Here is a 7,370-nt window from a genome sequence, read left to right as displayed (position 1 = left end):
CCGCATACTGCTTCATCACTTTAGTAACTGTTTGGTTAAAAACAAAGGTAGGCTATGACGTAACGTTAGAGTCAAGTCTTTCTTCTACTTTTTTTTTGAGATAAAAAAAGCCGGCGCATTGGCCGGCTTCTTTATCTTCTTTAAACTTCTTTTTACTAAAAACCATAACGGAGCCCCAGCTGGATCTGCCAGGGATTACCACCCGGTACCACTACGCCGGAGTTCACGTTCACGTTATACTTGTAGGTAGACGTTGCCCGATCAAAGCCACCCAAAGAATAGATATTCTGTTTACCCAGCAGTTTACTGGTACCCCATTCCTTGTTAAACAAATTGGCGAGGTTGAAAATATCGCAGGAGGGCTCCAGATACTGTTTTTTGCTGCTGCCAAAACGGATCTTAGTAGCAATTCTCAGGTCCCATACGCCATAGAAACCATTGATACCACCATTTCTTTCTGCTATTTTCCCACTGCTTCTGCGGATATAATCTTTCACACTTTTATCTGCCAGGGGATTATCCAGAATGGCCTGGATATCGCTGCGCATCTTTTCAGGCACACTAGGGTTATTTACATCAAATACATAGGCCAGATCGTTTGAGTTTACAAAGTCGCCGTTCACATTACCGCCCACTGCCAGCGAATAACGTGTACCGCCTATACCGGAGTAACGCACCCCTACATTGATTCCCCAGAAAGTAGGCAATGTACCGTATACTACTACCTTATGACGGAACTGGTTATCAGAATAGCTCATGGTGCTGAGGTTGCGTGGATCATCCTTCACCATCAGCGATAAAGTAGCCGTGTTAGCTACGTCGCCGTTATAAGAGGTATTATCTTTCGCATCATTCCAGGTATAGCTAACAGAAATTTCCCCGTCTTTATAATAGCGGAAAGTACCATCCACTACAAACGCAAACTGGTTCACTTTACCTTCGCTGTTCAGTTCCAGCACACGGCCTACATTGGTGCTTTTACGGCCTTTGGTCCAGTCGGTAGCGCCGTTGGTAGTATCGATGCTTACCGCAGGCACATACACGCCGCGGTTTCCTTCGTTAGCCAAACGGAATAACGGCTGATCCACCATGTTCCTGTCTACATACATATAGTTATGACGCGCAATAGTAGCGAAGAAGGTGAGGCCCATTTTAAAGCGGTCGGAGAAAATATGGTTATAGGAGATGTTTGCCTTGTATACCACGGGGATCCTGGCATCTTTACCATTCATATTAATGGTACCCTGACGGGGTAATCCGAGTTTATCAAACATTTCCTTCCCCGGCGCGGTAGACGGATCTTTGCGGTAGGCGGGGAAATCAGGGGTAGGTACGCCTGCGCCCTGGATATCTACGGTAAGCACTTTGGTGCCATCAAACAACATATTGTTGATCATGGCATAGTTGTTTATATCCGATCCGAAGATGGCTGCGCCGAAGCGCAGGTAATCGGTATGTTTTTCATTGATGTCCCAGTTGAACTGGATACGTGGCTGCAGCTGGAAAGTTTTCAGCGAGTTATCGGTACGCAGTCCCAGTTCATCATATACTGTTTTATTGAAGTTGGGTTTGTTCAGGTAAGTAGTATAATCCGCCCGTAAACCTGCAACCATTTCAAAGCCCGGGAACAGGTAAGTCTGCATCTGCGCATATAAGGCACCGCTGAGGATATTCTGCTTCACACTGGGATCATCTGCCAGCGCCACTTCACGGGCATAGCGGTAAGGCTTCAGGTTATTGAAATTATCCATACCGGTAAAATAGAAGCGGCCATTCATTTCACTGCCGTACAGTGAATTCATATGGCTGTACATGATATCCGCCCCAAAGGTATAGTTGGCTTTATTGGTATTATAATAAAGATTGTCTACCAGCTGGAATACGTTATTGTAGAAGTGTTCCGGCGAATAGCGTTGTCCGCCCAGCTGTATGGTGGTAAACACCGGTTTGTTATTAATGGTGGACTGTACCCTTTCCACGATGGCGCGCGGAATATTCTGCGCCGGCAGCTGATCGCCGGGAGAGCTTTCTTCAAAGGTGTACAGGTGCTGCAGTTTCAGCTCGTTGGTAATTTTAGGGCTTACTACTGTACGGAGGGTAGCCAGCAAACTGTTGTTGATAGCATGTGCATTGGCATATACTTCATACAGGTTGATGGAAGAGTTGTCATCACGGCCCAGCGGGGCGCGGTCGTTTACGTAGTTATCGCGGATAGTGAGGAGGTTACGCTCATTCAGCTGCCAGTCGATACGTGCAAACGCCGCATCCGTACCGCGTTTCTTATTGAAAGACCCGAACTGCGGCAGGGAAGATACGCCGTATTTACCGCGTGCAATACCGAGGTAGGTATCCAGGGTCGACTGTGTAACATTGAACCGTTTCTCATCTTCCGGCGTTTTGATATCCGCCAGCTGCAGGGGGCGTGCATCTGCCTGGTGATCCCAGGCTACGAAGAAGTGCAGTTTATTTTTGATGATAGGGCCGCCCAGGGAGAAGCCGTATTGATAGGTGGAGAAATCGTTCTGGCGCCGGTTACCACGGGCGTCGTACTTGCTGGATAATGCATCGGCCCTTACGAAGGTGAATGCGCTGCCGGAAAAGGTATTGGTACCCGACTTGGTTACCGTGCTGATAGTACCACCACCACTTCGCCCGAAGGTAACATCGTATTGGTTGGTAACTACCTTAAACTCGCGGATGGCTTCCATGGAAATAGCATACGGGCCGCCGATACGGGTATTGGTACCACTGCTGGACGTAGGATTTTTGGCGGAAGTACCATCAATGGTAATGTTGGTGGAAGAGCCGAGCTGTCCTGCCAGGTTACTTCCGCTACTCAGTGGCGAAAGGTCAATAAGGCTGCTGAAGTTACGGCCATTCACCGGAAGCCGGGCGATATCCCTGGCGGTTACCGTGGTGGCTGCGCCGAAGTTCTCCGCTTTGTTGCGGAGCGCATTGCCCGATACCGTCACCTCTTTGATGTCCACCGAAGATGTTTTCATCTGGAAGTTGGCGCGGACCAGATCTCCCTGGTTCAGCGAATAGCCGGTGCGTTTTTGTTCGGCATATCCCATCGCCGTTACCTGGATGGTATATGGCCCGCCGAGCGGCAATTCCTTGATAAGGTACTCTCCTTTTGCATTTGAAATGGTACGACTGCTGAAACCGGTTGATTCGTTGCGCACCAGTACGGATACACCCGGAATCAGTTGTTTGGCGTCGTCGGAGATAATCCCTGAAATAGAGGCCTGCGTTGTTTGTGCAAGCAATGGCTGACTGATAATGCAGCACAATAACAGAAGTGACAGAATAAAAATAGGTTTCATGAACGCGAAAATATTACGTGGTAATTTGAATACTAAGTGTTCACTGCATTCGTAACATAAAGTTCTCATCCGGGAGGATATGCATGCATCACACTACTCAGGGGAGTAGTTTTTCAATAATGTGGATATGGTTGAACTGTTTTTCTGAATGCGATATGGCTGTGCTACTGATTTGTGATCATCAAGATACGGAAAAATAGTTGGTTATTTATGCATCAGCGCGATTTAAAACTACAGAATAAAAAATGCTGACGGGTGTTGAAAGGGGTAATATGATCTTCTGTGGCGCAATGCAGCTTTTCAAATAACGGGGTCAGCTGTTCCGTTAATGCTTCTTCCGAATATTGTTTAATAGTAAGACCGCTACATTTTTCAGGGCCTTTATCAGAAAAGGTCCCAATGGCCATATAGCCATTTACTGCATTAACGGCAGCCTGCAGGTAAGCGGCTATTTGTTCCGGGGTGGTTAGAAAATGAAAGGTGGCCCTGTCGTGCCACACTGCGTAAGTACGTGCAGGCGTAAACGTAGTAATGTCCTGTACAAGCCAGTTCACTTTCAGGGCCAGCTCTCCCAGTCGCGCTTTTGCGCGCTCCAACGCCTGTGCAGAAATATCAAGCACGGTAATATCCGTATAACCGGCGGCCAGCAGGTGATCCACCAGTTTACTTTCTCCTCCCCCGATATCAATCACCGGGGCGTTTTTCGGTACATGGAAGCTGTTTATTAACGCAAGAGAGGTGGCCGGTACTTCCTGTGTCCAGCTCATTTCTTCCGGCTTCTTATTACTATAGATATTTTCCCAGTGATCCTTTCTTTCCATTATTTCTTTATTCTCCTCAAAAGTATTTAATTATTATTCAAACCATGTGCTTAAAATAAAGAAGCCACCCGGTGGGCGGCTTACTTCTATTTCCCTGTCAATGGGAACACATCGCTTTCTATATGCTCCGATTTAATATAACTGTTCATTTGCCGTACAATATCCATATGCGCAGCGGCTACATTATGTTGTTCTTTAGGGTCCTTGCTGAGATCATACAATTCCAATGGGGCGTTCTTATCTTTTATCACATTCAGTTTCACGCCCTTCCAGTTGCCCATGCGCAGGGCCTGGCGGCCGCCGCCTTCGTGAAACTCCCAGTACAGGTATTGATGCTGCGGCTGTTTTCCTTTACCCAGTAAAGTTGGCAGGAAAGAAATGCCATCGGTATAAGCCGGCTTAGGCGCACCGGCAATATCTGTCAGTGTAGGCATCAGGTCCCAGAAGGCTCCGGTAAAATCGCTTGTGCTATTGGGTTTTATCTTACCTGGCCACTTCACAATAAAGGGTGTTTTAATACCTCCTTCATATAAATCGCGTTTATAGCCACGCAGTCCGCCGGAGCTGTTAAAGAACACCGGGTCTGCGCCGCCTTCACGGTGCGCGCCATTATCGCTGCTGAAAATAACAATAGTATTACCGGTGAGGCCCAGTGCATCCAGCTTATCCAATATTTGTCCAACATAGGCATCCATGCGGCTTACCATGGCAGCATAGGTGGCCCGTGGCTTTGCTACGGAAGCATAACCGCCTGGCTGCGCACCAGGGCCATAGTCGGCGCCTTTATAGGGATGTTCCTCAAAACTGTTCTCATATTGTTTGTAGTACTCATCATCAGGCCCCTGCAATTCTGCATGTGGCAAGGTGGTAGGTACAAAAAGGAAAAAGGGCTTGTTTTTGTTGGCTTCAATAAAGGCCAGCGTTTTTTCCTGGATCAGTGCTGGCGCGTATACTTTTTTCTCTGTAAGATCATTACCTGTGAGCGCCACCTTTTCATTATTGCTCCACAGGTGAGTGGGGTAATAACGGTGCGACTGGCGCTGGCAGTTGTACCCGAAAAACACATCGAACCCTTTCCTGTCCGGCGCGCCGGTGGTGCCTACCATGCCCAGTCCCCATTTACCAAAAGCGCCGGTGGTGTACCCTGCTTTCTGCAGCAGCTGCGCGTAGCTCTGCGCGGTATCAGGCAACGGCTGCTGTCCTTCCGGTTCTATTTCCTTGTTGCCCCGGATGTAGGTGTGACCGCTATGCTGGCCGGTAAGCAAGCAGGAACGGGATGGCGCGCAAACAGAAGTACCTGCATAAAACCGGGTGAACCGCATACCCTGTTTGGCAAGCCGGTCGATGTTAGGCGTTTTGATCTTTGTTTGCCCGTATGCGCCCAGGTCGCCGTAGCCAAGATCATCTGCAAGTATAAAAACGATGTTGGGCCGCACCTGCGCCTTACCGGCATAGGATGCGAGCATCATGCCGGTAAGCGCCAGTGTTGTCATTTTCTTCAGGATCATTATCAATTATTTTTTGTTACTTATTTCCATTGCGGGTTTTGTGTCAGTTTCGGATTCAATACAATCTGGTTAGATGGGATAGGGTAATAATAGTAATAATCCGGGAATGGCGATGGTGGTACTTTTTCGTAGGCGATATATCCTTCCGTAGCGCCATCGAGAATGGGGATGATGCTGTTGGCCGGTACATCGGTTCCTTTTTTCAGCCACCTGCCCAGCTTGCGCGCAGTAACGTACTCCATCTTTTTCCAGCGGCGCAGATCATCAAAGCGGAATGATTCACCCATCAGCTCAATAGCGCGCTCCCGGCGGATTTCCCATAACACCGGCGTTACGCCCGGGTCGCGGGTAGGATCATTTGGAATGGCCGCTACCTGTAAGGCCGCGACCCCGCCCCTTGCGCGGAGTTTATTGATCGTCTGGTCCGCAATGGCCTGGCTGAATTCTCCCAGTTCATATTTAGCTTCTGCATAGTTCACCATTACTTCTCCCATGCGGAAAATGGGCGCGTCATTTACATCAAGGTTCTGGATGCGCTGTATTTTATTGCTGAATTTATAAAAACGGTAACCGGTATACGTAACGTTAAACGGCTGCCCGTTATTATAATCCACATAATGCGGTTCCTGGCGCACTATTAATCCCTGCCAGTTCATGGTAGGCAATGTTTTATTCTTAGGGCCGGAAATCGCTTCCATTACGGGGAAATATTCCATATCAGCCGGATCATCGCTGGGTTGCCAGTTCTGACTGGGGTGGTTCACCTTTACTTTAAACGGCGGAGGCACGGTATAGTACAAACGTTTATCGCGGTTCCTGAATTCGGTGAAGGGCGATTTGTCGCCGGCAAACAAGGGGCTGGTCCAGCGGGTTTGCCCATCGGTCATGAGGTACATATCAGCGGCTTTTTTGGTAAGGTCCCACCTGCCGGCGGAGTTCCTTCCCAGTGAAGCCAGGCTATGCACTACCTGTGTCTGGTCGTACTGCTTATACAGTAATATGCCTGGGATATTTGCCAGCGATTCGCTGTTGAATTCCTCGTCGTAATTAGGATGCAACACCGGGAAAGCGGCCACCAGTTTGGCGGCGGCATCTGCGCTGGCGCGCAGGTAAGGCACAGGATCTCCCAGCTGGTGATATTTGCGCCAGGTGCCTTCCACAAGCCCGAACCGGGCAATGAGGGCGCGCACTACGTTTACATTCACGGTATTAGGTCCGTCCCCGGCGGGCTTGATATGCGCTTCCGCCCATTGCAGCTGTTCCAGTATTTTCTGTGTTACTGCTGCACGGGGCGTCCTGGGTCCATACAGGATATCTTTATCAGCGTCGGTGAGCGCGGTTTCTACCCAGGTAACATCACCATACTTATTCACCAGGTTGGCATAACTGTATGCACGGAAAAAATAACCCACACTGCGCCAGTGGTCTTTGTCGGCATCGGAGATGGACGACGCGCCGAGATTATCCAGCATAATATTCACTGCCCTGATCCTGTTGTAAGGATCCGTATAATCATTGGAACTGGAAGGGATCACGATCCTTTGCCAGATCCAGTTGGATTCGCCGTTTGGATTGGCGTTCAGGAACAGGTCGGCATCATACTCCTTGTTCACATACTCGGCGGAATACCCCGGGAACACTTCGTAGAACTGCCACGCGTATGCCTTGATGTTATCGTATTTTGTAAAGGTTGTTTTTTCTGTAAGCTGATCCTT

Annotated in this window: 4 protein-coding genes; all 4 read right to left on the bottom strand. The window is 48.8% G+C overall.

What is annotated here, in order from left to right; all coding sequences use genetic code 11:
* Positions 1-155: 155 nt before the first annotated feature.
* Positions 156-3,326 carry a TonB-dependent receptor gene (locus VIM72_RS26685; RefSeq protein ID WP_332005866.1) on the bottom strand — a complete coding sequence of 1,057 codons (3,171 nt, stop codon included), beginning with the start codon at positions 3,324-3,326 and terminating at the stop codon, positions 156-158.
* A 215-nt stretch (positions 3,327-3,541) separates the two neighbouring features.
* Entirely contained in the window at positions 3,542-4,147 is a 606-nt protein-coding gene (locus VIM72_RS26680; RefSeq protein ID WP_332005865.1) for a class I SAM-dependent methyltransferase, read from the bottom strand.
* Between the two features lie 86 nt (positions 4,148-4,233).
* Positions 4,234-5,655, bottom strand: a complete 1,422-nt coding sequence (locus VIM72_RS26675; protein WP_332005864.1) for an arylsulfatase — start codon at positions 5,653-5,655, stop codon at positions 4,234-4,236.
* Between the two features lie 20 nt (positions 5,656-5,675).
* Positions 5,676-7,370: RagB/SusD family nutrient uptake outer membrane protein (locus VIM72_RS26670; protein WP_332005863.1), on the bottom strand; the 1,695-nt coding region annotated here is incomplete at its 5' end.

Source organism: Chitinophaga sp., from assembly GCF_036569185.1.
Lineage (GTDB): Bacteria > Bacteroidota > Bacteroidia > Chitinophagales > Chitinophagaceae > Chitinophaga.
Note: the sequence above shows the minus strand (reverse complement) of the source record. Positions and strands in the feature narration are given on the sequence as shown.

Excerpts from the sequence above, each read along its gene's own strand:
- VIM72_RS26685 (WP_332005866.1), bottom strand. The coding sequence starts at position 3,326 with ATGAAACCTATTTTTATTCTGTCACTTCTGTTATTGTGCTGCATTATC.
- VIM72_RS26680 (WP_332005865.1), bottom strand. The coding sequence starts at position 4,147 with ATGGAAAGAAAGGATCACTGGGAAAATATCTATAGTAATAAGAAGCCG.
- VIM72_RS26675 (WP_332005864.1), bottom strand. The coding sequence starts at position 5,655 with ATGATCCTGAAGAAAATGACAACACTGGCGCTTACCGGCATGATGCTC.